Origin of the sequence: Phenylobacterium sp. VNQ135, from assembly GCF_049445735.1 — a bacterium.
In the GTDB taxonomy this organism is placed as follows: Bacteria; Pseudomonadota; Alphaproteobacteria; order Caulobacterales; family Caulobacteraceae; genus Phenylobacterium.
The window spans coordinates 252,190-273,744 of sequence record NZ_JBMSDS010000001.1 but is presented as its reverse complement, the minus strand read 5'-3'; the positions used below and the strand labels follow the sequence as shown (position 1 = coordinate 273,744).

Below are 21,555 nucleotides of genomic sequence, written 5' to 3'. Positions count from 1 at the left end.
GTCCACAGGCTGCGGCGGATTGCGGGTTGGCGGGGGCGTCGGCCCGCCGCCATGATCTCCCCCCACGCCCCGATGATTCTTTGCACCGACCCGGAGCGGCGATGACGCATTCCCCCACGCGCCCCATCCTGACCCTGCTGGCGACGAGCGCGCTCGCCGCGAGCCTGGCGGCCTGCGCGAGCCCGAACTTCCCGATCGAGCCGACGGTCATCGATCCGCCGCCCGCGGCCCGCCCGCAGGCGCCCGTCGAGGCGCCGCCCGTCCGCGAGGCCGAACCCGCACCGGAAGTCCCGCGCCCGACGCAAAGCGTGGAGTCCCGCCCGCTCGACAGCGCGCCGCCGGCCGCGCCGCGCGCCGCCGAGCCGCCGATCCGGCCGGCCTATGTCCCGCCGCCCGCGCCGACCTATCGCACCGTCACCACCCGGTCGGTGACCGGCAAGGTCGTGGAGGTGGAAGGGCCGGCCAAGAGCTACACGGTCAAGAAGGGCGACAATCTCGAGGAGATCGCCAAGAAGCTCGACACCACGGTCGAGCAGCTCGCCAAGGACAACAAGCTCAAGAAGCCCTACGTCATCCATCCGGGCGACGACCTGAAGGGGCCGAAGACGACGGCCAAAGCCTATACCGTGGGCTCGGGCGACACGCTGTTCTCCATCGCGCGCCGGTTCAGCGTCACCGCGGACGCGCTGCGCGAAGAGAACGATCTCAAGAAGAACGCCAGCCTGCGCCCCGGCCAGAAGCTGCGCCTGCCCAAGGGCTACAAGGACAAGGGCCCGACGGTGACGACCAGCCGCGTGCAGGTCGAGGCGCCCGCGCCCCAGCCGACGCGTCCGGCCGCTCCGCCGCCGCGCTCGACCCTGCCGGCCATCGGCAGCCAGCCGCCGCGGACCGCCACGCCCGCGCCCGAGGCGCCGGTGCGGACCAGCCCGCCACCGGTTCGCGAGGAGACGCCGCCACCGCTTCCCTCGCGGCCCCAGCCCTATCGGCCCAGCGGCTCCACGCCGCGGCCCAGCAGCCCGCCGCCGGCCTCCAGCGTCGCGCCCTCGGCCAGCCGTCCGGTGATCCCGGGCGCACCCGTCGCATCGCCGCCGGTCAGCGACAGCCAGGTCTCGAGCCTCGGCCGCGGCCGGTTCGTCTGGCCGGTGCGCGGCGACCTGCTCTCCAGCTTCGGCCCGAAGGGCACCAGCCAGCGCAACGACGGGGTCAACATCGGCGCTCCGGCGGGCGAGGCGGTCCGGGCCGCCGCGGCCGGGGATGTCGTCTACGCCGGCGACCAGGTGCCCGGCTTCGGCAACCTGGTGCTGATCAAGCATGCCGACGGCTGGGTCACGGCCTACGGCCACCTCGGCCGCGTCGACGTGAAGATGCAGCAGAAGGTCGCCCAGGGGCAGCAGATCGGTCAGGTGGGGACCACCGGCGGCGTCGCCGCGCCGCAGCTCCACTTCGAGGTGCGCTACGCGCCCACGCCGGAGGAGCGGGCCCGCCCGATCGATCCGGCGCTCGTCCTGCCGCGCTAGTTCAGAGGGGGAGCGGCTTGCCCAGCTCCCCCGCCAGGTCGCGGATGAACTGCCAGGCCACGCGGCCCGAGCGGCCGCCGCGCATCTGCGCCCACTGCAGCGCGCGGCGATCCAGGTCCTCGATCGCGAGGCCATATCGTTCCGCATAGCCCTGGACCGCCGCCAGATAGGTCGCCTGGTCCATGGGCGGGAAGCCGATCCACAGGCCGAAGCGGTCCGAGACGCTGACTTCCTCCTCGGCGTCCTCGTGGGCGGCCACCAGGCCGCGGTCCTCCTGATGGCCGCGGGGCATCAGGTGGCGTCGGTTGGAGGTGGCGGTGAACAGCACATTGGCGGGTGGACCCGAGACGCCGCCCTCCAGGGCCGACTTCAGCGCCTTGGCGGCCGCCGCGCCTTCCTCGAACGAGAGGTCGTCGCACAGCACCACGAACCGCTCGGCCCGAACCCGCAGGTCGTCGAACAGCGCGGGCAGGGCGGTCACCTGGTCGCGGTCCACCTCCACCAGCTTCAAATCGGCGCAGTCGGCGGCGACCGCCATAAACGCCGCCTTGGCGATGGAGCTCTTGCCCGTGCCGCGCACGCCCCACAGCAGAACGTGGTTGTAGGGCAGGCCGGCGGCGAAACGGCGCAGGTTCTCCAGCACCTTCGCCTTCTGGCGATCTACGCCGACCAGGCTCTCAAGGGTTAGGGGATAGTCGGGGGCCGGATGGAACCCGCCGCTCTCCGGATCGTGCCGGAAGAGGCGTGCGCCTTCGAACCTCGCCGCGGCAAGGGCGGGCGGGGCGAGGCGCTCAAGCGCCTCGGCGATGCGCTGCAACAGGGGCTTCAGCTCGGCGTCCATGGGGCGGAGCCTTAGCCGCCCCCAGGTTCCATTGCAAAAGCGGGACGCTGCGCATAGCTTCCGCCGACTTTACGCACGGGGCGGCCTCGAGACGGCGCGCCCGCAATCCGGAGAGGCCATGTTCGCCACCCCTGCCTACGCCCAGACCGCCGCCGGCGCTTCCGCCGAGCCCATGGGCATGCTGGTCCAGTTTCTGCCGCTGATCGCCTTGGTCGTGCTGTTCTACTTCCTGATGATCCGGCCGCAGCAGAAGCGCATGAAGCAGCACCAGCAGATGCTGGGCGCCCTGAAGCGCGGCGACACCGTCGTCCTGTCCTCGGGCGTGATCGGCAAGATCGTCCGCGTCGAGGACAAGGAAGTGGGCCTGGAGATCGCCCCGGGCGTCACCGCGAAGGTGGTGAAGTCGATGATCGCCGACGTCCGCGCGCGCGGCGAGCCCGCGGCCGCCAACGACGCCAAGGCCTGATCGGAAAAGCCCCACCTCGATGCTGAACCTCTCCCGCTGGAAGGTCCTCCTCGTCGTCCTTACGGTGATCTTCGGCGTGCTGTTCACGCTGCCGAACGTGATTCCGGAGCAGACGCGGAACGGCCTGCCGGGCTTCTTCCCGAAGCAGACCCTGAACCTCGGCCTCGACCTCCAGGGGGGCTCCTACCTCCTGCTCGAGGTGGATCTTCCCGCCCTGCGCGCTCAGCGCGTGACCAACACTGTCGAGGACACCCGTACGACGCTACGTGAGGCGCAGATCGCCTTCACCGACCTCGGCGCCGTGGGCGAGGCGGTCAACGTCCGGATCACCAATCCGGGCCAGGTGCAGGAGGCCACCCGCCTGCTGCGCAACACCCTGGGCGCGCCGTTGCAGGGCGCCGCCGGCGGGCGGGACGTGACCATCACCACCCAGCCGGACCAGCGCATCCGCATCGGCTTCGTGGCCGACGCCATGGAGGCGGAGGCCCGGCGGGCGGTGGAGCAGTCGATCGAGATCATCCGCCGCCGGATCGACGAGCTCGGCACCCGCGAACCCACCATCGTCCGCCAGGGCGTGGACCGCATCGTGGTCCAGGCGCCGGGCGAGAGCGATCCGGAGCGCCTGAAGAACGTCATCGGCCAGACCGCCAAACTGACCTTCCAGATGGTCGACGACAGCGTCGCCCCGGCCGAGGCCGCCGCCGGTCGCGTGCCGCCCGGCTCGATGGTGCTGCCGGACGAGAACGGCCAGCCGATCGTGGTGAAGCGCCGCGCGGTGGTCACCGGCGAGATGCTGACCACCGCCAACGCGGGCTTCCATCCGCAGAACGGCACCCCGATCGTCGAATTCCGCTTCAACGGTCAGGGGGCCCGCCGCTTCGGTGACGCCACCACCCAGAACATCGGCAAGCGCTTCGCGATCGTGCTCGACGAGAAGGTGATCTCGGCGCCGGTGATCAATTCCGCCATCACCGGCGGTTCGGGCTACATCGAGGGCAACTTCACGACCGAAAGCGCCAACGATCTCGCCGTGCTGCTGCGTGGCGGCGCCCTGCCGACCCGCCTGAACGTCGAGCAGCAGCAGACGGTCAGCGCAGAACTGGGCGCGGACGCCATCAAGGCCGGCCAGATCTCGACCATCGTCGCCTTCGTCGCGATCGTGGTGTTCATGGTGCTGGCCTACGGCTTCCTCTTCGGGGGCATCTCGGTGGTCGCGCTGGTCGTCAACGGCTTGCTGATCATCGCGGCCATGAGCGTCACCCAGGCCACCCTGACCCTCCCGGGCATCGCCGGCCTGATCCTGACGCTGGCCGTGGCCGTCGACGCCAACGTGCTGATCTACGAGCGCATGCGCGACGAGATCCGGGCGGGCCGCTCGGTGATCGCCTCGATGGATGCGGGGTTCTCCCGCGCCATGAGCACCATCATCGACGCAAACCTCACGACGCTGCTCGCGGCGCTCCTGATGTTCCAGTTCGGCGCGGGGCCCGTGAAGGGTTTCGCCTGGACGCTCTCCATCGGCGTGGTCACCTCGGTGTTCACCGCCGTCCTCATCACCCAGGTTCTTCTGGCCGTCTGGCTCCGCGCCGCCCGCCCGAAGACCCTGCCGATCGTCTAAGGAGGGCCTTAAGCGATGTGGCCCCTCATCAAGCTGCTTCCGATGAAGACGAACTTCCAGTTCGTCCGCTTCGCCAAGCTCGCCGCCGTGATCTCCATCGTGGGCATCCTCGCCTCGCTGGGACGCGCCATGTTCCCGTTCGAGCCCCCGTGCGGCGGCCTGAACTGCGGCATCGACTTCACCGGCGGCACCATGATCGAGCTGTCCACGGCCCCGAAGCAGGTCGACCTTGCCGCGGCGCGCGCGGCGGTGAACGCCCTGAATGTCGGCGATCCGCAGGTGCAGGGCGTGGGCGACGGCACGAAGGCCATGGTCCGCTACCAGCCGCCGGCCGGCGCCAGCGCCGACAAGGTGGGCGACGAGGTGCGCGCCGCGCTGACGAAGGCGCTGGGACAGGTGAGCTTCGAATCGCCGAACGTGATCGGGGCCAAGGTCTCCGGCGAGCTCTTCCAGAGCGGTCTGATGGCGCTCGGCCTCGCGATCCTGCTGATGATGGTCTACATCTGGTTCCGGTTCGAACTGCAGTTCGGCATCGGCGCCGTCGTGGCCCTGTTCCACGACGTGATCCTGACATTCGGCATCATCGCCTTCTTCCAGCTCGAGTTCAGCCTGAACACCGTGGCCGCCGTGCTGACGGTGATCGGCTACTCGATGAACGACACGGTCGTGGTCTTCGACCGCCTGCGGGAGAACCTCCGGAAGTACAAGCGGATGCCGCTGCGCGAGCTGATCGACCTGTCGATCAACGAGACGTTGTCGCGGACGGTCATCACCGGCCTGACCGCCGTGCTGGCGCTGACGGGGCTTGCGGTGTTCGGCGGCTCCACCCTGCTCGACATGTCGCTCGTGCTGATCTTCGGCATCGTCATCGGCACCTATTCGTCGATCTACGTGGCCGCCCCGGTGCTGCTGCTGTTCGGCGTCAAGCGCGGCCAGGAAGAGGCCGAGCCGCTGAAGCCGCCGGCGTCCGCTCGGACCTGAGTCGGTGGCTCGCAACGCCCCTTCGGTGGACGCCTACGGCGACGGCGGCTTCCGCCTGGGCGGCGTCCGGCATGACGGATCGGTGCTGATCCTCGGCGACGAGCCCCGGACCTGGCCCGTCGCCAGCCTCGCGGAGCTGACGGTCGAGAGCCTGGCTCCCGTACTGCAGGCCGGCCGCGCCGAGGTGGAGTTCCTGCTGCTGGGCGTGGGTTTCCGGAACGCCCAGCCGCCGCGTGAGGTGCGAGAAGCCCTGCGGGGCGCCGGCATCGGGCTGGAGTTCATGGACACGCCCGCGGCGGCGCGGCTCTACAACGTGCTCACCGCCGAAGGCCGCCGCCTGGCGGCCGCCTTCATCGCGGTCTGAGCTCTCGAAGGGTCACCTTTCGGCCTGCGGCAAAACGCCCTATACCGAGTCCCAGGGTAGGACATCTGAGGGGCTTACGATGGCTGGACTTCTCGCCAATCTCCGGAACACGCTGATCTTGAGCTTCCTGCTCGCGCTGGTCATCGTGGCCGGCTACGGCATGCACAACGCCGCCTGGGACCAGATCTTCTGGCAGGGCGTGTTCCGCTGGCTGCACACGCTGTTCGGCATCCTGTGGATCGGGCTGCTGTACTATTTCAACTTCGTCCAGATCCGGAAAATGCCGGAGATCCCCGCCGAGCTGAAGCCGGGCGTGTCGAAGTACATCGCGCCCGAGGCGCTGTTCTGGTTCCGCTGGGCGGCGCTCGCCACCTGGATCATGGGCCTGATCCTGGCCTGGAGCCGGGGCTACCTGCCGCAGGCGATCACCTTGGGCGCCCTCGATGGCTTCCAAGTACCGCAGCACACCTTCATCGGCCTGGGCATGTGGCTGGCCACGATCATGTTCATCAACGTCTGGGCCTTCATCTGGCCGGCGCAGAAGATCGCGCTGGGCATCGTCGAGGGCGACGCCGACGCCAAGGCCGCGGCGGGTCGCAAGGCCATGCTGTTCTCGCGCACCAACACCCTGCTGTCGGTGCCGATGCTGGTGACCATGACCATGAACCAGACGATCTTCGGCTGACGCCGGAGGGTATCTCTGCGAGAAGGCCCGCCCGAGCGGCGGGCCTTTTTGTTTTCCGATGACCGAAGACCTCGACGACCTCATCCGCCGTACCGACCCGGACCGCTGGCTCTCCAGCCGGTTCATCGGGGACGCGGCCGCCCGCGCCGACGTGATCGCGCTCTACGCCTACGACTACGAACTGGCCCGCGCGCCCAAGGTCGCCTCCAACTCGCTGCTGGGCGAGATCCGCCTGACGTGGTGGCGTGAGGTTCTGGATGAGGTGTTCGAAGGCCGACCTGTCCGCCGCCATCCGACGGCCCAGGCGCTGGCCGACGTCGTGCGCCGCCATGGCCTGCCGCGGGAGCCGCTGGAGGCGATGATCGACGCGCGATACCGCGAGTTGGATGCCGCCCCTATGGATCCGTCGGAGGCCCTGGCCTGGGCTCGCGACACGGGCGGCCGAGCGGCCGAGCTCGCCGCCATGATCCTGGCGCCGGGGGCCGAGGCCGGCCCGGCCAGGGCCGCCGGGACCGCGTGGTCGATGTCGCGCCGGGCTGAGACCGCGCCGGCGCTCGCGCCGATGGCCGAGAAGACGCTGGGGGGCGCGCGCAAGGCGGTGCGGTCGCTGGACGCCCGCGCCTTTCCGGCCGTCGCGCACGCGGCTCTGGCCGCCCGGCGCGGCGCGCCCGTACTGGACCGCCTGCGCCTGATCTGGGCCGTCGCCTGCGGCCGGATCTAGCTATTCCGCCGCGAGCGCCGGCGCCCGGTCCCGCCATGCCTCCAGGTCGGCCAGTGCGCGCTCGCCCACCAGCTGCTTCTTCAGGCGCGTCTTCTCCTTGGCCCCCAGCCGGCGGCCCTCGGCGTCGCGCTTGGGCGGGGCGATCGGCGGGATGAGGCCATAGTTGATGTTCATGGGCTGGAACGAGCCTGCTCCGCCTTCCAGGTGGCCGCCCGTGATGTGGCCGATCAGGCCGCCCAGGGCGGTCGTCTCCGGCGGCGGGACGGCGGCCCGGCCCAGGCGCTCGGCCGCGGCGAAACGGCCGGCCATCAGGCCCACCGCGGCGCTCTCCACATAGCCTTCCACGCCCGTCACCTGGCCGGCGAACCGCAGGCGCGGCTCCGCCTTCAGCCGCAGCGTGCGGTCCAGCAGCCGGGGGCTGTTGATGAAGGTGTTGCGGTGCAGGCCGCCAAGCCTTGCGAACACCGCCTTCTCCAGGCCCGGGATCATGCGGAAGACCTCGGTCTGGGCGCCGTGCTTCAGCTTGGTCTGGAAGCCCACCATGTTCCAGAGCGTGCCCAGCGCATTGTCCTGGCGGAGCTGGACGACGGCGTAGGGCTTCACCTCGGGATTGTGAGCGTTGGTCAGGCCGACCGGCTTCATCGGACCATGCCGGAGAGTCTCCCGGCCGCGCTCGGCCATCACCTCGATCGGCAGGCAGCCGTCGAAGTAGGGAACGTGCTCCCAATCCTTGAATTCGAACTTTGGCGAGGAGAGCAGGGCGTCGATGAAGGCCTCGTACTGAGGCTGATCCATCGGGCAGTTGATGTAGGCGGCCGCATCGCCGCCCGGGCCGACCTTGTCGTAGCGCGACTGGCGCCAGGCCACGTCCAGGTCGATCGAATCGAAGTTCACGATCGGGGCGATGGCGTCGAAGAACGACAGCTGGTCCTCGCCCGTCAGCTTCAGGATCGCCTCGGCCAGCGCCGGCGAGGTGAGGGGGCCGGTCGCCAGGATCACGCTGTCCCACTCGGCCGGCGGCAGGCCGGCGACCTCCTCGCGGGAGATGGTGACGAGCGGGTGCGCCTCCAGCCTGGCGGTGACGGCCTCCGAGAAGCCCTCGCGGTCGACCGCCAGCGCCCCGCCGGCCGGAACCTGGTGGGCGTCGCCGCAGGCCATGATGATCGAGCCCAGCCGCCGCATCTCATGGTGCAGCAGCCCCACGGCGTTTCCGGCCCAGTCGTCGGCGCGGAAGGAGTTGGAGCAGACCAGCTCGGCGAGCTTGTCGGTCTGGTGGGCGTCGGTGCCGCGGACGGGACGCATCTCGTGCAGGACCACGGGGACGCCGGCCTCGGCGATCTGCCACGTGGCCTCGGAGCCGGCCAGGCCGCCGCCCACGACGTGAATAGGGGTCATCGTCATGGCGGCTGATTAGCAACGAACCGCGCCGACCGCGAGCGGGGCCTTGCATCGCCTGCCTCCGACACGGCACTTTGCGCGTTGACGAAGGGGCGGTCCGAATCGGCATGAAGCCCTCGGGCCAAGGGACGAGAATGGCTGGGTTTTCGCCGACTGACGCGGCGCTCGAGGGATTCCGCATCACCAAGGAGCGGCCGCGCAAGCTGCTGGCTGCGGCCATCTTCATGTTCCTGGTCAGCGTCCTGCAGGTGTTCATCGAGGTGAGCATGCCGGACGAGGCGCGCGCTGCGCTCGCCGCGCTCGGCAGTGAGGATACGCTTGCGACCGGCGCCCTGCTGGAAGCACTGGCCATCCTGTCGCCTCTGCTGCTCCTGGGCCTGCTGATCCAGTCGATGATGGCGGCCGCCATCTACCGCATCCTGCTGCGGGGCCAGACCGGCTCCATCCGGCTCTTCCGCGTCGGGCCGGCCGAGTTCCGCCTCATGGCGTTGGCGCTGATCTACGTCGTGCTCTTCGCCCTGCTGATGGCCGCGATCACCGTGGTGGGCTTCGTCCTTGCGGCGGTGGCCTCGGGGCTGGGCGAGGGCGTCCTGGTCCTCGTCAGTTTCCTTTGCTGGGTGGGCGCCGTCGCCCTGGTGATCGTCCTGGGCGTTCGCCTGTCGCTGGCCCCTGTGATCACGTTCGACCGGGACAAGCTGGCGCTGTTCGATTCCTGGAACGTCACCCGGGGCCAGTTCTGGCGGCTCACGGGCGCTTACGTGCTGATGATAGCCCTGGTCATCCTGGCGTTCGTCGTCACGATCCTGTTGTTCCTGCCGGCCGCCGGGATCGCCGTGGTCATAACCGGCGGCAGCTTCGGCGAGATCTTCCAGATCTTCGCGGTCCCGGACGAGCCCACCCTGGCAGCTTACTTCCAGCCGCTGCGCGTCGCGTACATGGTGGTGTCCAGCCTGTTCAGCGCCTTCTGGTACGCCGTCATCGCCGCGCCCGGGGCCTACGCCTACCGCGCGCTGACGCACGGCCAGGCCTAAGCTTTGGAGCTCGGCCGCTCGGAGACCCTTCCGTGCCAAGCGCGGAGGTTCTGGACGTCGTCCAGCAGCGGCAGGCCGATCCAATCGGCGAAATCCACCGTCGTCAGCAGGCAGATGTCGGCCACCGTGTAGTCGCCGCCCACGACGTACGACCGGCCCGCAAGCTCCCGGTCCAGCCAGCGCTGTGCGCCCGCATAGGTCTCGCGGTTGCTCTCGCCGTAGTCCTTGAACTGGGTCAGCAGCTTCGCCGTGAACGGATGCGCGTGCCGCCAGAAAGCGCCCACCGGCATCATCACCGTGAACTCGGTCCGCCGCACCCACATGTCCACCAGCGCCTTCTCCACCGGCGTGCGGCCGAACAGCGGCGGGTCCGGCTGGGTTTCCTCGAAGTAGCGGCAGATCGCGACCGTCTCGGAGATGCAGGTCCCATCGTCCAGCTCCAGCGTCGGAACTTGGCCCAGGCTGTTGCGCGCCTTGTGGTCGGGACTCTTGTGCTCCCGCTGCATCATGTTCACGGGCGTCTCGGGCAGATCGATGCCCTTCTCCGCGAGGAAGATCCGGACGCGCCTGGGGTTCGGCGCCGGCATCGGCGCGCCATAGAGCTTCATGAGTTTCCCCCTCTTTGAAGGGAAGGGTAGGCCGTCGGCCTACGCCCCCACCAGCTTCTTCTTGCGCGCGCCCTTCCGTTCGCGGTGACGCTCGAGCAGTTCGGCGAGGTAGCGCCCGGTCCAGCTGCGCTCGTTCGCCGCGACGGCCTCCGGACTACCCTGGGCCACGATCTCGCCGCCGCCGTCGCCGCCTTCGGGGCCGAAGTCGACGATCCAGTCGGCGGTCTTCACGACGTCGAGATTATGCTCGATGACCACGACCGTGTTGCCCTGGTCGGCCAGTTCGTGGAGCACCTCGAGCAGCTTCTTCACGTCTTCGAAGTGCAGGCCAGTGGTCGGCTCGTCGAGGATGTAGAGCGTCTTGCCGGTCGCTCGGCGGCTAAGCTCCTTCGACAGCTTCACGCGCTGGGCCTCGCCGCCCGATAGCGTCGTCGCCTGTTGGCCGACCTTCACGTAGCCGAGCCCGACACGCTTCAGCGTTTCCATCTTCTCGCGGATCGGCGGCACCGCCTTGAAGAAGTCGGCCGCCTCCTCGACGGTCATGTCGAGGACGTCGGCGATGTTCTTGCCCTTGAACATCACCTCCAGCGTCTCGCGATTGTACCGGCGGCCGTGGCAGACGTCGCAGGTGACGTACACGTCCGGCAGGAAGTGCATCTCGATCTTGATCAGCCCATCGCCCTGGCAGGCCTCGCAGCGGCCGCCCTTCACGTTGAACGAGAACCGTCCCGGGCCATAGCCGCGGGCCTTGGCCTCGGGCAAGCCGGCGAACCAGTCGCGGATCGGCTGGAAGGCGCCGGTGTAGGTGGCCGGGTTCGATCGCGGCGTGCGCCCGATCGGCGACTGGTCGATGTCGATGACCTTGTCGAAGTTCTCCAGCCCCTCGATCCGTTCGTGCGGCGCCGGCGCGTCCGAGGCGTTGTGCAGCCGGCGCGCCGCCGCCTTGTACAGCGTCTCGATGGTGAAGGTGGACTTGCCCCCGCCGGACACGCCCGTGATGCAGGTGAAGGTGCCCACCGGGATCTCGCCGGTGATGTTCTTCAGGTTGTTGCCCTGGGCGCCGATCACGCGGAGCATCTTCTTCTTCGAGAACGGCCGCCGCTCGTCCGGCACCGTGATCTCGCGGGCGCCCGACAGGTACTGGCCGGTGATGCTCTTGGGGTTGGCCTGGATCTCCTCGGGCCGCCCCTGGGCGATGATCTCGCCGCCGTGGACGCCAGCCGCCGGTCCCATGTCGATAACGTAGTCGGCGGTGAGGATCGCCTCCTCGTCGTGCTCGACCACCAGCACCGAATTGCCGAGGTCGCGCAGGCCCTTCAGCGAGGTCAGCAGGCGGGTGTTGTCCCGCTGGTGCAGGCCGATCGACGGCTCGTCCAGCACATAGAGCACGCCCGTGAGGCCCGAGCCGATCTGGCTGGCCAGGCGGATCCGCTGGCTTTCGCCGCCCGACAGCGTGCCCGAGCCGCGCGACAGGTTCAGATAGTCGAGCCCGACGTTCACCAGGAACCGCAGGCGGTCGTTGATCTCCTTCAGGATGCGCCGGGCGATCTCCATCTGCTTGTCGGTGAGCTCGCCCTCCAGCGCCTGGAACCACTCGCCCGCGTGGCGGATCGAGAGCGTCGACACCTCGCCGATGTGCTTGCCGCCGATCTTCACGGCGAGCGCTTCCGGCTTCAGGCGATAGCCTTTGCAGGCCTCGCAGGGCGTCTCCGACTGGTAGCGGCCCAGCTCCTCGCGCACCCACGAGCTGTCGGTCTCGCGCCAGCGGCGCTCAAGGTTCGGCAGCACGCCCTCGAATGTCTTGTTGACCTCGTACTTGCGGGCGTTGTCGTCGTAGACGAAGCGGATCTTCTCGTCGCCCGAGCCGTGCATCACGACCTGACGGGCCTTCTCCGGCAGCTTCCACCACGGCTCGTCCATCGAGAAGTCGTAGTGGCGGCTGAGCGCCTGCAGCGTCTGGATGTAGAGCGGCGAGGGGCCCTTGGCCCAGGGCGAGATCGCGCCCTTGTGCAGGCTCTTGTCCTTGTCCGGCACGACCATGTCGGCGTCGAAGGCGAGCTTCGCGCCCAGGCCGTCGCAGACCGGGCAGGCGCCGTAGGGATTGTTGAACGAGAACAGCCGCGGCTCGATCTCGCTGATCGTGAAGCCTGAGACCGGGCAGGCGAACTTCTCCGAGAAGATCAGCCGCCGGGGCTCCTTCTCGCCCTCGGCGACGTCAGCCCATTCGGCCACCGCGATGCCGTCGGCCAGGCGCAGCGCCGTCTCGAGGCTGTCGGCGTAGCGGCTCTCGAGACCGGGCTTCGTCACCAGCCGGTCCACGACGACGTCGATGTCGTGCTTGAACTTCTTGTCGAGCGTGGGCGCGTCCTCGATCGGATAGAACTCGCCGTCGATCTTCAGCCGCTGGAAGCCGGCCTTCTGCCACTCGGCGATCTCCTTGCGGTACTCGCCCTTGCGGCCGCGGACGACGGGGGCCAGCAGATAGAGGCGCGTGCCTTCGTCGACGGCGGCCAGCTTGTCGACCATCTGGCTGACGGTCTGGCTCTCGATCGGCAGACCGGTTGCGGGTGAATAGGGAACGCCGACCCGCGCCCACAGCAGGCGCATGTAGTCATGGATCTCGGTGACCGTGCCGACCGTCGAGCGCGGATTGCGGCTGGTGGTCTTCTGCTCGATGGAGATCGCCGGCGACAGGCCCTCAATGAGGTCCACGTCCGGCTTGCTCATCAGTTCCAGGAATTGGCGTGCGTAGGCCGATAGGCTCTCGACGTAGCGGCGCTGGCCCTCGGCGTAGATGGTGTCGAAGGCGAGCGAACTCTTGCCCGAGCCTGACAGGCCGGTGATCACCACCAGCTCGCCGCGCGGGATGTCGACGTTGACGTCCTTGAGATTGTGCTCGCGCGCGCCACGCACGCGGATGAAGTTCTGGTTGTCGGCCATTCTGTCCCGGAAACACGCAAAGCGCCGCGGAAGGTCCTGATGCAGAAGCCCGGCGGCGAGACCGCTGAATGTAGGTAACGCGAGTCATCGATAACACGGGAACGCAAGGCGAACATAGCCCGTCCGCGACGGCAGGCCGCAGCGCTGCTGACACCACGCTGTCAGCAGGAGGCTGGCTCCGCGCGCGGGGATCGATCAGGCGGCGCGCGCGCGGCCCGCGACCAGCCAGCCGGCGGCTCCAGCCGTCAGCGCATCCTCGACCAGGCCGGTCGGGGTCTGACCCCAGCGGCGGAGAGCCCACATCCGCGCCCGCCATCCCAGATGCGCGCCGATCACCGCGCCGGCGACGCCGAGCGCCGCGCCGAGGTAGCGCTGCTCGCGGTCGGCCAGCGCCGCGCCGACCAGGCCGCCGGTCACCAGGCGAACGGCCATGCCGGCGGGCACGATCCGGTCCGGGGCCGAGGGCAGCTTGTCGCCGACGATCTCGCCGGCGGCCAGCGCGCCGACGGCGGCCGTCACCCACGGCGAGGCCAGCAGGCGAGGGGCGCCGCCATCATCCAGCCGGCCGCGACGGGCGGCCTCGCTGACGATGGCGAGCGGCGTGAGCGAGCGTTGTCCCGTGGCGAAACCGATGAGGAACGAGCGGATCATGCGGCCTCTGGGCGAGATGCGGGTCAGAAGCGCCGCGTGTAGGCGACCTTCGTCATCCTGAACTGGAAGCCATCGGCCTCGTTCCATGCGTCCTTCTGGCGGAGCTCAACGTCGCCGCGCAGCTTGTCGTCGCCACGGACGGTGAGATCGAGCTTCCGGGGGCCGGGCTTCTCGAACGGTGCTGCCTGCACCGCCTGCCTGGCGGCCAGACTGACCGGTTCGGCGCGCGCCGGCGTCTGCATCGCCACCTGACCCGCGACACCGTTGGCGACGGTGGTCCAGCCGGGTTGGGCGAGGGCAGGGGCTGCGCTCAGGCCGGCGCCCACGATCGTCATCACCCCCAGCAGCTTCAGCGGATGGCGCAAGGCTTCTTCGTCTCCTCCGTATCGGTCGGAGGCGGAAACCCGTTTGCGAATAGATGGTTGCGCGGCCGGGCATCACACGCCCGTGCGCCGCTCAGCCCCGGTCGATGCGAGCGGCGTAGCAGCCGCGGCCCGGATAGTGCGCGTGCAGATAGGCCGTCCCGGGCGTCTCCAGCATCCGCCGGATGGCGTCGGGCAGCTCGCGCACCGGCACGAGAACGCCGTCGGTCATCATCCCTGCGGCGTCGAACGCACGCAGCGAGCTGAACGGCCGCGCCGCCAGCACCGGCGGCAGCTCGTCCACATACTGCCTCGTCGGGCCGGCCTGCTCGCCGACGAACACCGCGTGCCGAGAGCGGAAAGGCGTGTCCGCCGGCTGGTGCTCGTAGTTCAGCAGCAGCACCGTATCGCCGACGGGACGGTCCTCAAGGCTGATGCGGCAGGGGAAACCCAGCGGTGCGGTCACGGTCATCCGCTTCACGCCGCGAGCGGCGAGCTCGACGTCGGACAGGCCGAACAGCGGCTGGAACTCGCCGGCGTCGAGGCCGGACACGATGAAGGACATGATCGGGCTCCTTTTGCGTGGCCGGAACATCGTCGGAGCCCGATCGCGGGCCAATGCTGCTTCCGCAACACAAGTCCGAAAGTCGCGAACCGAGACCTGCGCCGCGCGTTGGCGCCGCCATGACGAGGCTGCACATCGCCACCGCCGGCTGGACGATCCCGCGCGCGGTGGCGCAGGCGTTCCCCACGGACGGCAGCGGTCTGCAACGCTACGCGGCCCGCTTCGACGCGGTGGAGATCAACAGCACCTTCTATCGCAGCCATCGGCCGGCCACCTACGCTCGCTGGGTCGAGACGACGCCGGCGGACTTCCGGTTCGCCGTGAAGCTGCCGCGCCGGATCACCCACGAGGCGCGCCTGAAGGACGCCGCGGAGCCGCTCGCCGCGTTCCGCGCGGAGACGGAACAGCTTGGCGACAAGCTCGGGCCCTTGCTGGTCCAGCTGCCGCCCAGCCTGGCCTACGAGGTGGAGGTCGCGGAGGCGTTCTTCGTCGCGCTTCGCGACGTGTGGCCGGGTGCGGCAGTCTGCGAGCCCCGGCACCCGACATGGTTCGCAGCCGACGCCGATGAACGGCTCAAGGCGCACCGCATCGCCCGCGTCGCCGCCGACCCGGCCCGCCACCCGCTGGCGGCGGCGCCCGGCGGCTGGCCGGAACTGGCCTACTGGCGGCTGCACGGCTCGCCCCGGATGTACTACTCCGCCTACGAAGGTGCTGCGCTCGACGCCTTGGCGCGGGCCATCGAGGCGTCCGGCGCGGCGGAGGCCTGGTGCGTGTTCGACAACACCACGTCCGGCGCGGCCATGGCCAACGCCCTGGGCCTGCAAGCCCGCCTCGCGCCCGAGCTCACGCCGCGTCGTGGAAGATGATTCCGAGCGTGTGGCGTCGGCCGCTGCGCAGCCGGCTCACCCCGTGACGCAGGTTCACGCGGTAAAGGCCGCGGGCGCCCCGCACCGGCCGATGATGGACGGGGAAGATCACGGCGTCGCCCTGGCGCAGCGGCACGACCTCGGCCCGAGACTGCATCCGTGGCCGCTGCTCCGTCAGGACGAACTCGCCGCCTTCGAAGTCACGCCCGGGCTCCGAAAGCAGCACCGCGACCTGCAGCGGGAAGACGTGCTCGCCGTAGAGGTCCTGGTGCAGGCAGTTGTAGTCGCCCACGCCGTACCGCAGCAGCAGCGGGGTCGGCCGCGTCTGGCCGGCCGCATGGCAGCGGGCGAGATAGGCCGCGTGATCCGGCGGGAAGCGGACGTCCTCGCCCAGGGCGCCGTTCCAGGCGTTGGCGATGGCCGCCAGTCGCGGATACAGCTCGGCCCTCAGCGTCTGCACGAGCGGCGGCAGGTCGTAGCGGAAATAGCGGTACTCGCCCCGTCCGAAGCCGTGCCGAGCCATCACCACGGTGCTGCGGAAGCGATCGGGTTCGTCATACCAGCCGGCGACCTGCGAGCATTCGGCGGAGTCCAGCAGGTCTGGGACGACGGCGCAGCCGTGGGCGTCGAGCTCGGCCGCCAGCGCGGTCCAGTCGAGGGTGTCGGGCGATTTCATGCGCCGCAAGTCGGCGATGCCGTGCGCCGCCTCAAGATGCAGCCTGGATGGCGGGTCCGAAACACGCCAACCCTTGGCCTCCGCCGACGCGGCCCCTAGATCAGGAGCTCTAGCGAAGGAGTGCCACGACCATGCGCCTGACGACGGACAACCGCTCCGCCCGCCACGTCCCCGCGCACACGGTCCCCCATGCCTTCCTTCGTCACCCTCGACTCCCTGAGCTTCGCCGCCCCTGACGGGCGCGTCCTCCTCGACCATCTGACCCTCAGCTTCGGCGCCGAGCGCACCGGTCTCGTCGGCCGCAACGGCGTGGGCAAGACGACGCTTGTCCGGCTGATCCTGGGCGAGCTTTCGCCGTTCGCGGGCTCGGTCAGCGTGCAGGGCCGCGTCGGCGTGCTCCGCCAGGCGCTCCGGCCGCCGCCGGGCGCGAGTGTCGGAGATCTCCTGGGCGTCTCGGAGATGCTCGCCCGCCTGCGCCGGATCGAGGCGGGCGAGGGGACGCCCGACGACCTGGCCGAGGCCGACTGGACGCTGGAGGCGCGCCTTGCGGAAGCGCTGGCCGGCGTCGGCCTGGAGGGGCTGGACCTCGAGCGTCCCGCCGCGGCGTTGAGCGGTGGGCAGACGACGCGCGCGGCGCTGGCGGGCCTCATTGCCGCCCAACCCGACCTGCTGATCCTGGACGAGCCGACCAACAACCTCGATGTCGAGGCGCGCGAGCTGGTGGCCGAGACGCTCGGCCGCTGGAAAGGCGGGGCCATTGTGGTCAGCCACGACCGCGCGCTGCTGCGGCGCATGGACCGCATCGTCGAACTGAGCGCCTTGGGCGCGGAGGTCCATGGCGGCGGCTATGACGTCTACATCGAGCGCAAGGCCGAGGCCGAGGCGGCCGCGGAGCGGGCGCTGTCCGACGCCCAGAAGGAGAGCGCCCGTGTCGCCCGCGACGCCCAGACGGCCGCCGAGCGGAAGGCCCGCCGTGACGCCGCCGGCAAGCGCCACGGCGCCTCGGGGTCGATGCCGCGCATCGTCGCCGGCGGCCTGAAGCGCCGCGCCGAGGAGAGCGCCGGCCGCGGGCAGGTCTTGGCCGAGCGGTTGAAGGCCGACGCCGCCGAGACTCTGGCCAAGGCCGAAGCCCGCGTGGAGCGCGTGCGCCGCCTGGCCTTCGAGCTTCCGCCGTCCGGCGTCGCCGCGGGCAAGCCGGTGCTGAGCCTGGAGGATGTGACCTTCGCCTATCCTGGCGCACCGCCGGTCGTGCGCAGCCTCTCGCTGCGTCTTGCCGGACGCGAGCGGGTCGCCCTCGTGGGCCCGAACGGCGCGGGCAAGACGACGATCCTGAAGCTCGCCGCCGGCGAACTGGAGCCGACCGCGGGCCGCGTCATCCGGGGCGTGGCGCCCGCCTTCCTCGACCAGCAGACGGCGCTGCTCGGCGAGCAGGGCAGCCTCGTCGACGCCTTCGTACGCCTGAACCCCAAGGCGACGCCCAATGCGGCGCGCGCGGCGCTCGCCCGCTTCCTGTTCCGCAACACCGCCGCCGACAAGCCGCTCTCGGCGCTGAGCGGCGGCGAGCGCCTGCGGGCCGCGCTGGCCTGCGTGCTGATGGGCGACCGCCCGCCGGGCCTGCTGATCCTCGACGAGCCGACCAACCACCTGGATCTCGACAGCATCGGCGCCGTCGAAGCCGCACTCTCCGGCTACGACGGCGCCTTGCTGATGGTGAGCCACGACGCCGACTTCCTGCAGGCCGTCGGCGTGGGCCGGACCGTCGGCCTCTAACCGAAGCCCTCCGTCAGCACGGCGATCACGTCGGCCCCGGCGTCGCGGTCGACGGCGATCTTCCGGTACTCGGGTGAGTTTGCCCAGGTCAGCGCCGCCTCACGACTGTCGAAGGCCAGGACCACCAGCTTGCGGCCGTCCCAGTCGCCCTCGAGCGGCTCCGGGTTCTCCTCGGAGAGCAGCAGGCGGCCGCCATACTGCTTGAGCACAGGCATGAACGCGGCGGCGTACCGGCCGTAGCGCTCGCGGTCGTGTATGGCGATCCGGCCAACGAGGTAGCAGGTCATTGCGGCCTCCGCTTCACGACGCGGAACACGGCGTTGGCGCGCGCGCACGGCTGGCCGTCTGCGGTGACGAACGCCTGGGCGAAGCACAGCGTGGAGCCCGGCCGCACGAAGACCGTGTCGAACTCCAGCCACTGCCCGGTCAGCGCCGAACCCAGGAAGTCGACGTTGAGGTTCACCGTCACCAGGCTCGGCATGTCGCCCAGCCGCCGCGAGCATGAGAGCCCCATGGCCACGTCGGCCAGCGCCGTGATGAGGCCGCCGTGCACGAAGCCGCGGCTGTTGGTGTGGGCCTCGCCGGCCCGCAGGCCGATCACCACGGTCTCGCCCGCCGCGCGGCTGTAGAGCGGCTCCCAGGGCTTGGTCAGCGGGCTCGACCGGAAGTGCGGCGCAAAGCCGGCGGGTATGTCGAGCACGGTCATCACGCCGCCTCCGCGATGCGGGCCAGGCTCTGCAGCGTGCCGTGGCAGGCGCGCGCCGCCTCGGCGCCCTTCAGCCGGAAATGGCCCTGGAAGAAGCGCTGGTGCGTCTCGTGCTCGTGGAAGTGATGCGGCATCAGCACCACCGAGAACACCGGCGTCTCGGTCTCGAGCTGCACCTGCATCAGCGCCCGGATCACCGTCTCGGCGACGAACTCGTGGCGATAGATGCCGCCGTCGACGACGAAGCCTGCCGCCACGATCGCGGCGTAGCGGCCGGAGCGGGCGAGGGTCTGGGCGTGCAGCGGGATCTCGAACGAGCCGGGGGTCTCGAAGCGCTCGATCGCGCTCTCCTCGAAGCCGAGGCTGACGATCTCGTCGAGGAAGCCGACGTAGGCTTCGCGGACGATCTCCTCGTGCCAGAGCGCGTGGATGAAGGCGATCCGCGCGGCGCGGAAGGCGCCGTTGGCGGTGCGGTATTCCTGGATGGAAGCAGTTTGGGTCATGGTCTTCTCCCTGACCGGGCCTGAAGGAACCACGACTCAGGGAGAGGCCGCGCACGCGGGCAGGGCGGAATCCCGCCCGTCCACGACACGACCGTTCTCATAACCGGACTCTAACCGTCGGCCCCGGGATCGCACCGGTGTCTGCTCGTCCCCTGCTTGGCTCGCGAGAGCTTCGCAGGGCGCCCGCGGGCTCGTCCCTCCTCGCCAGAGGCTTTGGAAGGCATTACCGCCGGTGGGGAATTTCACCCCGCCCTGAGAACGTAGACCGCCTGAGACTCAGGCGGCGTCGATCAAGCTAGGCGGGTTCCGCAACGTCAAACAAGCGTTTGAATCAGGCCCGCCGGTTCAGGGTGATCGCGGTCGCCGTGCCGTTCGTGGAGGCTCGGCCGGTCGCGCCGTAGGAGACGCCCTTGCCGCGCTGATTGGCGACCTCGTCGGCGATGGCCTTGACCAGGCCTTCGGTCACGGTGCGCGCGGCGTTCAGCGCCCGGCCCTGGCGGGCCAACACCGCGTCGAACGCTTCGGTCGCCCGCACCAGGCGCGTGCGCAGATCCAACGGCGCGCTGGACACCAGGTCCGGCTGGGCGCGCACCCGGGCGGACTCGTGACGGTAGAGGTTGGCCAGACGGCTGGTCTCCTCCAGCTTGGCGGCGGCGTCCTGCGGCCGGCGGCTCTCGAAGGCAACGGCCTGCTCGGCCATCAGCTCGGTCAGCCGCTCGGTCAGCAGGATGAGCTGCTCGACCCGGTCCTGCGGGTTCTGCGCCGCGATGGCCATTACTGGAGCCCCTGCATCTTGAGGATTTCACGCTGAACGGTGTCGGCCAGGCCGACCCCGCCCGACTTCACCATCTGCTTGCCCATGGCCTCGGTCATGAGCGAGCGGAACATGGTCTCGCCGGCGCCGCCGCCGAACGGGCCCTCGACATCCGTGCCCTCGAACATCGGCTGCAGCATCACCGACAGGAACTGGGCCTCGAACTGCTCGGCGGCCTCGCGGATCTTGGTGCGCTTGGCGAGCTCAGCGGCCGACGGTGTCGCGGGCTGGGCGAGAAGGGCCGGGGTGATCGCGAAGTCGACCATCACATCACCTCGATTTCGGCCTGCAGGGCGCCCGCCGCGCGGATCGTCTGCAGGATGGAGATCATGTCTCGCGGCGTGACGCCGAGCGCATTCAGTCCTGCCACCAGGGTCGCTAGCGAGGCGCCCGACTTCACGGTCAGGAACTGCCGGCCGCGCTCCTCGTCCACCGAGATGTCGGTCTGCGGCACGACAGCGGTCTCGCCGGTGCGGGCGAAGGGCGCCGGCTGGCTGACGGCCGGCTGCTCGCGCACGGTGATCGTCAGGTTGCCCTGCTGGATCGCCACCGTGGAGACGCGCACCGCCTCGCCCATGACGATCACGCCGGCGACCTCGTCGATCACCACCTTGGCCGGGGCGTCGGGCTCGACGGCGAGGTTCTCGACCTGCGCCAGGAAGCCCATCATGTCGCCGCCGCTCGGCCGCACCGTGACGATGGTCGGGTTCTCGGCGATCGCCGCGCCGGGGTAGCGCTGGTTGATCACCTCGGCGATCCGGCGTGCGGTGGTGAAGTCGGGATTGCGCAGGGTCATGCGCATCTGGCCCATGCTGGCGAGCTGGAAGCCGGTCTCCAACTCCACCGAGGCGCCGCCGGCGATGCGGCCGGCGGTCGGCACGCCCTTCGATACCGACGAGCCCGAGGCGCCCGAGGCGCTGATCGAGCCGGTCTGCACAGTGCCCTGAGCCAGGGCGTAGGCGCGCCCGTCGGCGCCCAGCAGCGGGGTCACCAGCAGCGAGCCGCCCTGCAGGCTCTTGGCGTCGCCCAGGGCCGAGACACTGACATCGATCTGGGAGCCCGGGGCGGCGAACGGCGGCAGCTTGGCCGTCACCATGACTGCGGCGACGTTCTTGGTGTTGAGCTGGGCGTCGCGGGTGTTGACGCCCAGGCGCTCCAGCATCGCCTCCAGGCTCTGCTTGGTGAAAGGCGCGTTGCGCAGCGCATCGCCCGTGCCGTTCAGGCCGACCACGATCCCGTATCCGACCAGCATGTTCTCGCGGACGCCTTCGAACTCGACGATGTCCTTGATGCGCGACTTGGCCGCCACGGGCTCCGCCGCAAGCGCGCCGAAGGCCAGCGGCGCGGCGAAGAGGAGGGCGGTGATGGCTCGGACCGGACGCATAGGCGCTCACTAGCTGCTTCGCGCACATCGCATGCGAGGAGCGTGCCAGACCGTAAGCGTCGAGAAAGCGCAATGATTACAAAGCTAG

At 69.9% G+C, this 21,555-nt stretch carries 24 protein-coding genes and 1 riboswitch; of the genes, 10 read left to right on the top strand and 14 right to left on the bottom strand.

From position 1 onward, the window contains the following. Nucleotides 1-101 precede the first annotated feature (101 nt). On the top strand, nucleotides 102-1,517 hold the full coding sequence (locus ACO2Q0_RS01350; RefSeq protein WP_423349676.1) for a peptidoglycan DD-metalloendopeptidase family protein: 1,416 nt from the start codon (nucleotides 102-104) through the stop codon (nucleotides 1,515-1,517). A gap of 1 nt (nucleotide 1,518) precedes the next feature. Here the strand turns inward: ACO2Q0_RS01350 and ACO2Q0_RS01345 are convergent, their stop codons facing one another. Continuing rightward, the gene (locus tag ACO2Q0_RS01345; RefSeq protein WP_423349675.1) at nucleotides 1,519-2,358 is read right to left on the bottom strand and encodes an ATP-binding protein; all 840 of its coding nucleotides are present in this window, start codon (nucleotides 2,356-2,358) and stop codon (nucleotides 1,519-1,521) included. A 172-nt stretch (nucleotides 2,359-2,530) separates the two neighbouring features. Here ACO2Q0_RS01345 and yajC point away from each other — a divergent pair, with 172 nt between their 5' ends. The 6 genes from yajC (at nucleotide 2,531) to ACO2Q0_RS01315 (ending at nucleotide 7,193) form a co-directional block, all read left to right on the top strand. Beyond that, on the top strand, nucleotides 2,531-2,824 hold the full coding sequence (yajC, locus tag ACO2Q0_RS01340) for a preprotein translocase subunit YajC (protein WP_423350507.1): 294 nt from the start codon (nucleotides 2,531-2,533) through the stop codon (nucleotides 2,822-2,824). Nucleotides 2,825-2,843: 19 nt separating this feature from the next. Then, the gene (secD, locus tag ACO2Q0_RS01335) at nucleotides 2,844-4,442 is read left to right on the top strand and encodes a protein translocase subunit SecD (RefSeq protein WP_423349674.1); all 1,599 of its coding nucleotides are present in this window, start codon (nucleotides 2,844-2,846) and stop codon (nucleotides 4,440-4,442) included. 15 nt (nucleotides 4,443-4,457) lie between these two features. Next, nucleotides 4,458-5,423, top strand: coding sequence for a protein translocase subunit SecF (gene secF, locus ACO2Q0_RS01330; RefSeq protein ID WP_423349673.1), 966 nt, complete (start codon nucleotides 4,458-4,460; stop codon nucleotides 5,421-5,423). A 4-nt stretch (nucleotides 5,424-5,427) separates the two neighbouring features. Further along, a complete protein-coding gene (locus ACO2Q0_RS01325) occupies nucleotides 5,428-5,787 on the top strand; it encodes an Mth938-like domain-containing protein (protein ID WP_423349672.1) in 360 nt (119 codons plus the stop codon). Nucleotides 5,788-5,866: 79 nt separating this feature from the next. After that, on the top strand, nucleotides 5,867-6,472 hold the full coding sequence (locus ACO2Q0_RS01320; protein WP_423349671.1) for a urate hydroxylase PuuD: 606 nt from the start codon (nucleotides 5,867-5,869) through the stop codon (nucleotides 6,470-6,472). A 58-nt stretch (nucleotides 6,473-6,530) separates the two neighbouring features. Next, the gene (locus ACO2Q0_RS01315) at nucleotides 6,531-7,193 is read left to right on the top strand and encodes a squalene/phytoene synthase family protein (protein WP_423349670.1); all 663 of its coding nucleotides are present in this window, start codon (nucleotides 6,531-6,533) and stop codon (nucleotides 7,191-7,193) included. Here ACO2Q0_RS01315 and trmFO read toward each other — a convergent pair whose 3' ends face one another. Then, a complete protein-coding gene (gene trmFO, locus ACO2Q0_RS01310) occupies nucleotides 7,194-8,594 on the bottom strand; it encodes a methylenetetrahydrofolate--tRNA-(uracil(54)-C(5))-methyltransferase (FADH(2)-oxidizing) TrmFO (protein WP_423349669.1) in 1,401 nt (466 codons plus the stop codon). It lies immediately after the preceding gene. Nucleotides 8,595-8,725: 131 nt separating this feature from the next. Here trmFO and ACO2Q0_RS01305 point away from each other — a divergent pair, with 131 nt between their 5' ends. Beyond that, nucleotides 8,726-9,622, top strand: coding sequence for a hypothetical protein (locus tag ACO2Q0_RS01305; RefSeq protein WP_423349668.1), 897 nt, complete (start codon nucleotides 8,726-8,728; stop codon nucleotides 9,620-9,622). Here ACO2Q0_RS01305 and ACO2Q0_RS01300 read toward each other — a convergent pair. The 5 genes from ACO2Q0_RS01300 to ACO2Q0_RS01280 form a co-directional block, all read right to left on the bottom strand. Continuing rightward, nucleotides 9,619-10,230: a glutathione S-transferase family protein gene (locus ACO2Q0_RS01300; RefSeq protein ID WP_423349667.1), complete on the bottom strand. Its 612-nt coding sequence runs from the start codon at nucleotides 10,228-10,230 to the stop codon at nucleotides 9,619-9,621. The genes ACO2Q0_RS01305 and ACO2Q0_RS01300 overlap by 4 nt on opposite strands. Nucleotides 10,231-10,269: 39 nt before the next feature. Next, nucleotides 10,270-13,170, bottom strand: a complete 2,901-nt coding sequence (gene uvrA / locus ACO2Q0_RS01295) for an excinuclease ABC subunit UvrA (RefSeq protein WP_423349666.1) — start codon at nucleotides 13,168-13,170, stop codon at nucleotides 10,270-10,272. 195 nt (nucleotides 13,171-13,365) lie between these two features. Then, nucleotides 13,366-13,821, bottom strand: coding sequence for a DUF4126 family protein (locus ACO2Q0_RS01290; RefSeq protein WP_423349665.1), 456 nt, complete (start codon nucleotides 13,819-13,821; stop codon nucleotides 13,366-13,368). A gap of 23 nt (nucleotides 13,822-13,844) precedes the next feature. After that, nucleotides 13,845-14,186 carry a hypothetical protein gene (locus ACO2Q0_RS01285; protein ID WP_423349664.1) on the bottom strand — a complete coding sequence of 114 codons (342 nt, stop codon included), beginning with the start codon at nucleotides 14,184-14,186 and terminating at the stop codon, nucleotides 13,845-13,847. A 91-nt stretch (nucleotides 14,187-14,277) separates the two neighbouring features. Next, nucleotides 14,278-14,748, bottom strand: a complete 471-nt coding sequence (locus tag ACO2Q0_RS01280; protein ID WP_423349663.1) for a DUF1203 domain-containing protein — start codon at nucleotides 14,746-14,748, stop codon at nucleotides 14,278-14,280. 119 nt (nucleotides 14,749-14,867) lie between these two features. Here ACO2Q0_RS01280 and ACO2Q0_RS01275 point away from each other — a divergent pair, with 119 nt between their 5' ends. Continuing rightward, entirely contained in the window at nucleotides 14,868-15,614 is a 747-nt protein-coding gene (locus ACO2Q0_RS01275; protein ID WP_423349662.1) for a DUF72 domain-containing protein, read from the top strand. Here ACO2Q0_RS01275 and ACO2Q0_RS01270 read toward each other — a convergent pair. Beyond that, on the bottom strand, nucleotides 15,592-16,290 hold the full coding sequence (locus tag ACO2Q0_RS01270; RefSeq protein WP_423349661.1) for a 2OG-Fe(II) oxygenase: 699 nt from the start codon (nucleotides 16,288-16,290) through the stop codon (nucleotides 15,592-15,594). The genes ACO2Q0_RS01275 and ACO2Q0_RS01270 overlap by 23 nt on opposite strands. Before the next feature lie 189 nt (nucleotides 16,291-16,479). On the opposite strand from ACO2Q0_RS01270, the gene ACO2Q0_RS01265 reads away from it, so the two are divergent. Further along, complete coding sequence (locus tag ACO2Q0_RS01265) at nucleotides 16,480-18,060, top strand: ABC-F family ATP-binding cassette domain-containing protein (protein ID WP_423349660.1); 1,581 nt, start codon at nucleotides 16,480-16,482, stop codon at nucleotides 18,058-18,060. Here ACO2Q0_RS01265 and ACO2Q0_RS01260 read toward each other — a convergent pair. From ACO2Q0_RS01260 to ACO2Q0_RS01235, 6 genes are all read right to left on the bottom strand, one after another. Continuing rightward, on the bottom strand, nucleotides 18,057-18,347 hold the full coding sequence (locus ACO2Q0_RS01260) for a DUF1330 domain-containing protein (RefSeq protein ID WP_423349659.1): 291 nt from the start codon (nucleotides 18,345-18,347) through the stop codon (nucleotides 18,057-18,059). The genes ACO2Q0_RS01265 and ACO2Q0_RS01260 overlap by 4 nt on opposite strands. After that, complete coding sequence (locus tag ACO2Q0_RS01255) at nucleotides 18,344-18,766, bottom strand: PaaI family thioesterase (RefSeq protein WP_423349658.1); 423 nt, start codon at nucleotides 18,764-18,766, stop codon at nucleotides 18,344-18,346. Before ACO2Q0_RS01255 ends, ACO2Q0_RS01260 begins: the two co-directional genes overlap by 4 nt. Continuing rightward, on the bottom strand, nucleotides 18,766-19,269 hold the full coding sequence (locus tag ACO2Q0_RS01250; protein ID WP_423349657.1) for a 6,7-dimethyl-8-ribityllumazine synthase: 504 nt from the start codon (nucleotides 19,267-19,269) through the stop codon (nucleotides 18,766-18,768). Before ACO2Q0_RS01250 ends, ACO2Q0_RS01255 begins: the two co-directional genes overlap by 1 nt. Nucleotides 19,270-19,358: 89 nt before the next feature. Then, nucleotides 19,359-19,533, bottom strand: a riboswitch (FMN riboswitch). 67 nt (nucleotides 19,534-19,600) lie between these two features. Then, nucleotides 19,601-20,044: a flagellar basal body protein gene (locus tag ACO2Q0_RS01245; protein ID WP_423349656.1), complete on the bottom strand. Its 444-nt coding sequence runs from the start codon at nucleotides 20,042-20,044 to the stop codon at nucleotides 19,601-19,603. After that, nucleotides 20,044-20,349 (bottom strand): rod-binding protein, encoded by a 306-nt coding sequence (locus ACO2Q0_RS01240; RefSeq protein WP_423349655.1) that lies wholly within the window; start codon nucleotides 20,347-20,349, stop codon nucleotides 20,044-20,046. The genes ACO2Q0_RS01245 and ACO2Q0_RS01240 overlap by 1 nt, the downstream gene beginning before the upstream one ends. Then, nucleotides 20,349-21,467, bottom strand: a complete 1,119-nt coding sequence (locus ACO2Q0_RS01235; RefSeq protein WP_423349654.1) for a flagellar basal body P-ring protein FlgI — start codon at nucleotides 21,465-21,467, stop codon at nucleotides 20,349-20,351. The genes ACO2Q0_RS01240 and ACO2Q0_RS01235 overlap by 1 nt, the downstream gene beginning before the upstream one ends. Nucleotides 21,468-21,555: the final 88 nt, after the last annotated feature.

What these genes read in the sequence shown, in the direction of transcription:
- ACO2Q0_RS01350 (WP_423349676.1), top strand. Translation starts at nt 102, where the DNA reads ATGACGCATTCCCCCACGCGCCCCATCCTGACCCTGCTGGCGACGAGC.
- ACO2Q0_RS01345 (WP_423349675.1), bottom strand. Translation starts at nt 2,358, where the DNA reads ATGGACGCCGAGCTGAAGCCCCTGTTGCAGCGCATCGCCGAGGCGCTT.
- yajC (WP_423350507.1), top strand. Translation starts at nt 2,531, where the DNA reads ATGGGCATGCTGGTCCAGTTTCTGCCGCTGATCGCCTTGGTCGTGCTG.
- secD (WP_423349674.1), top strand. Translation starts at nt 2,844, where the DNA reads ATGCTGAACCTCTCCCGCTGGAAGGTCCTCCTCGTCGTCCTTACGGTG.
- secF (WP_423349673.1), top strand. Translation starts at nt 4,458, where the DNA reads ATGTGGCCCCTCATCAAGCTGCTTCCGATGAAGACGAACTTCCAGTTC.
- ACO2Q0_RS01320 (WP_423349671.1), top strand. Translation starts at nt 5,867, where the DNA reads ATGGCTGGACTTCTCGCCAATCTCCGGAACACGCTGATCTTGAGCTTC.
- ACO2Q0_RS01315 (WP_423349670.1), top strand. Translation starts at nt 6,531, where the DNA reads ATGACCGAAGACCTCGACGACCTCATCCGCCGTACCGACCCGGACCGC.
- trmFO (WP_423349669.1), bottom strand. Translation starts at nt 8,594, where the DNA reads ATGACGATGACCCCTATTCACGTCGTGGGCGGCGGCCTGGCCGGCTCC.
- ACO2Q0_RS01305 (WP_423349668.1), top strand. Translation starts at nt 8,726, where the DNA reads ATGGCTGGGTTTTCGCCGACTGACGCGGCGCTCGAGGGATTCCGCATC.
- ACO2Q0_RS01300 (WP_423349667.1), bottom strand. Translation starts at nt 10,230, where the DNA reads ATGAAGCTCTATGGCGCGCCGATGCCGGCGCCGAACCCCAGGCGCGTC.
- uvrA (WP_423349666.1), bottom strand. Translation starts at nt 13,170, where the DNA reads ATGGCCGACAACCAGAACTTCATCCGCGTGCGTGGCGCGCGCGAGCAC.
- ACO2Q0_RS01290 (WP_423349665.1), bottom strand. Translation starts at nt 13,821, where the DNA reads ATGATCCGCTCGTTCCTCATCGGTTTCGCCACGGGACAACGCTCGCTC.
- ACO2Q0_RS01280 (WP_423349663.1), bottom strand. Translation starts at nt 14,748, where the DNA reads ATGTCCTTCATCGTGTCCGGCCTCGACGCCGGCGAGTTCCAGCCGCTG.
- ACO2Q0_RS01275 (WP_423349662.1), top strand. Translation starts at nt 14,868, where the DNA reads ATGACGAGGCTGCACATCGCCACCGCCGGCTGGACGATCCCGCGCGCG.
- ACO2Q0_RS01270 (WP_423349661.1), bottom strand. Translation starts at nt 16,290, where the DNA reads ATGAAATCGCCCGACACCCTCGACTGGACCGCGCTGGCGGCCGAGCTC.
- ACO2Q0_RS01265 (WP_423349660.1), top strand. Translation starts at nt 16,480, where the DNA reads ATGCCTTCCTTCGTCACCCTCGACTCCCTGAGCTTCGCCGCCCCTGAC.
- ACO2Q0_RS01260 (WP_423349659.1), bottom strand. Translation starts at nt 18,347, where the DNA reads ATGACCTGCTACCTCGTTGGCCGGATCGCCATACACGACCGCGAGCGC.
- ACO2Q0_RS01255 (WP_423349658.1), bottom strand. Translation starts at nt 18,766, where the DNA reads ATGACCGTGCTCGACATACCCGCCGGCTTTGCGCCGCACTTCCGGTCG.
- ACO2Q0_RS01250 (WP_423349657.1), bottom strand. Translation starts at nt 19,269, where the DNA reads ATGACCCAAACTGCTTCCATCCAGGAATACCGCACCGCCAACGGCGCC.
- ACO2Q0_RS01245 (WP_423349656.1), bottom strand. Translation starts at nt 20,044, where the DNA reads ATGGCCATCGCGGCGCAGAACCCGCAGGACCGGGTCGAGCAGCTCATC.
- ACO2Q0_RS01240 (WP_423349655.1), bottom strand. Translation starts at nt 20,349, where the DNA reads ATGGTCGACTTCGCGATCACCCCGGCCCTTCTCGCCCAGCCCGCGACA.
- ACO2Q0_RS01235 (WP_423349654.1), bottom strand. Translation starts at nt 21,467, where the DNA reads ATGCGTCCGGTCCGAGCCATCACCGCCCTCCTCTTCGCCGCGCCGCTG.